General features: G+C 64.5%; 1 protein-coding gene. It reads right to left on the bottom strand.

Annotated elements, in window-relative coordinates; translation table 11 throughout:
• Nucleotides 1–2,966, bottom strand: a 2,966-nt coding sequence (locus ENZ75_RS26965; RefSeq protein WP_281061292.1) for a glucoamylase family protein, incomplete at both ends; no start/stop codon positions are given.

Raw genomic sequence — 2,966 nt, 5'->3', positions numbered from 1 at the left:
GGATTGAGCACGATGCGGGTGTCGGGGCTGTCGACTTCGGTCTCGTCCTTGGAGCGTTCGTCGGCCTCGGTCCTGACGGTCGCTGTCGGGATGTCGCGCGGCGCCCTCTCCTGCAGCAAGAGTTCGGCCGATTCGATGACCGGATCGCTGTGGAAGCGGTCGCGCATGCGACCTTCGAAGATGGCGTCGGCAACCGCCGCGATCGACATGCCCGAATGGTGGGCCATATAATTCTGGACGACGACATGGTCCGTGCCTTCCGGCACGCGCTGTGGCGTGAAGTCGACGGCATCGTAGTAGCCGTGGCGGCCGAGCGCCCCGATCTCCCGCAATCGGGCGAGATTCAGCACGGCTTCACGCGGATTGAACTGGGCCGCCAGTATGGTGGCGTAAGGCGCGATCACCGTGTTCTGGCCAAGACCGCGCTTCAGCCCGAGGCCTGGAACGCCGAAATTGGTATATTGATAGGTCAGTTCGCGGTCGCGGGCATTGTAGGCGGCCTCCGAAATGCCCCACGGCACGTTCTTCTGGCGGCCATACTGGATCTGGCGCTTGATGATCAGCTTGCTGGTCTGGTTGAGGATCGAGCCCTGCGGCTCCTTCATGACCAGCGGCGGCATCAGATATTCGAACATCGAGCCGGACCAGGACATCAGCGCGCCCTGGAAACCGATTTCGACGATCGGCCGGCCAAGCCTGAACCAGTGCTCGGTCGGCAGATCGCCCTTGGCGATGGCGAACAGGCTGGTCAGCCGTGCTTCGGAAGCCAGAAGGTCGTAGCAGCTTTCGTCGAGCTGGTGTTCCTCGACCCGGTAGCCGATCGACAGCAGCTTGCGCTCCGGCCGCATCAGGAAGGAGAAATCCATCTCGAAGGCATAGCGGCGGGTGCGCTCGCGTAAGGTGAGCAGCTTGGCACGCAGCGCCTCGACGGCATTGTCGTCGCTGTGCGCGTCATGGACGTGCGCTTCGCAGGTGGCTTCCAGCCTTGCCGCCCAGTCGACGATGACGTCGCTTTGGGGCGACACCGCCTCGGTATGGATGGCGGTGGCCAATTTGCGGATCTCGCCGGCCAGCACGGCCAGGTTGATGGTGCGGATCGACGCCATTTCGGGCTGCGCCTTGATGGTGTCGACAGCGCGCCGCATGCCGTCGAGACGGTCGGCGAGGCGCTGGCGCAGCGGGCGCAACTGACGGCGGTCGTCGGGCAGATCATCGAGGCTTTCGCTGAGGATGGTGACCGTGTCGAGAATGCCTTCGAAATCGCCCTGGAGGTGCACGGAGGGCGCCTCGGCCCATTCGGCGCAGGCCGCCGCCACCGCCACCAGATGGCCGGCGAGATTGCCGCTGTCGACAGCCGAGATGTAGAGCGGATAGAGCGGCTTCAGTGTCGTGGTGTCGTACCAGTTGAAGAGGTGACCGCGCTCACGCGGCATGCCCTCGATCGTGGCCATGGTGGCGTCGATGCGGGTGATGGCGTCGGACAGGCTGATCCATCCGAAGTCGCGGGCGGAAACGACGGACAGCAGGTAGACGCCGATATTGGTCGGCGAAGTACGAGGCGCCACCACCGGTGCCGGGCTTTCCTGGAAATTGTCGGGCGGCAGATGGTGATGCTCTGCCGTCACGAAGCTTTCGAAATAATGCCATGTGCGCCGCGCCACCGTGCGCAACGTATGGATATCGGCCTGCGATATGCGCAAGCGATCCTCGGTTTCAGCCGAACGGCTGATCCAGCTGGCGATGGCGGGCGAGCCAATCCAGAACAGCGCGAAGAAGAAGGCAACGAAGGCGCCGGTCGAATCGGCCAGCACCGGAATGGCAAGGCCGACGAAGCCGATGATCACGGCGCCATACATCATGCCGTAATAGGAACCGACATCGTTGTCGCCCGCCTTGTGCGCCTGCGAGGCGGTGCGCCATTCCAAAAGGTTCTGGCGGCTGACGAACAACCGATAGAGCGTGCGCACGATGGCATCGCCCATCATCCAGGCGTTGTGCGCCATCAGGACGATCTTCAGCGCCACCATGGCGGTGCCGAAGGCGACGTCGCGTGCCAGGGCCGAGAAATGGCCGCGTGGCGTCTGGTCGCCGCTCTTGGGCAGGATGGCGTTGACGATGTCGAATGTCGGCGCCATGAACAGGCTGAGGATCAGCAGGGCCTGCCATTGCGCGGCCTGCGTGAAGGGCAGCAGCGTCCAGCCGGCAATCGCCGCCATCACCCAGAAGATCGGCGTCAGCGAGCGGCGCAGATTGTCGATCATCTTCCAGCGCGACAGCGCCGGCACGCCGGAGCGCGGATCGAGCATGAAGCCGAGCAACTGCCAGTCGCCGCGTGCCCAGCGATGGTGGCGCGAGGCGTCGACCGAGTAGCGGGTCGGATAGTCCTCGACCAGTTCGACGTCGGTGACCAGCGCCGAGCGCGCCAGCGCGCCTTCCAGCAGATCGTGGCTGAGGATGGTGTTTTCCTCGATGCGGCCCTGCAGGGCGGCCTCGAAGGCGTCGACGTGATAGAGGCCCTTGCCGGTGAAGGACCCGTCGCCGAAAACGTCCTGATAGAGATCTGACACGGCAAAGACATAAGGGTCGAGGCCGCGATTGGCCGAGAACACCCGCTGGAAGAACGACGCATCATCGCCTGATGTCAGCGACGCGGTGATGCGCGGCTGCAGGATCGCGTAGCCGGCGGTGACGACGCGCTTGCTGGCATCGAAATGCGGCCGGTTGAGCGGGTGGCAGAGCTTGCCTACGAGGGTGGCGACCGCGTCACGGGTGGTGCGCGTGTCGGCATCGAGCGTCATCACGTGGACGACGTTCTCCGGCAGCGGCACGTCGAGCGGCAGGAACGTGGTGTCGCTGTCGCCGCGCAGCAGAAGGTCGAGTTCATGCAGCTTGCCGCGCTTGCGCTCCCAGCCCATCCACGACCCTTGCGCCGCATTGAAGAGCCGGCGCCGGTGCAGGATATAGAA

It is taken from the genome of Mesorhizobium sp. M7A.F.Ca.CA.002.04.1.1 (assembly GCF_004022805.1).
Taxonomy (GTDB): Bacteria; Pseudomonadota; Alphaproteobacteria; order Rhizobiales; family Rhizobiaceae; genus Mesorhizobium; species Mesorhizobium ciceri.
This window is presented reverse-complemented; position numbering and strand designations above follow the sequence as displayed.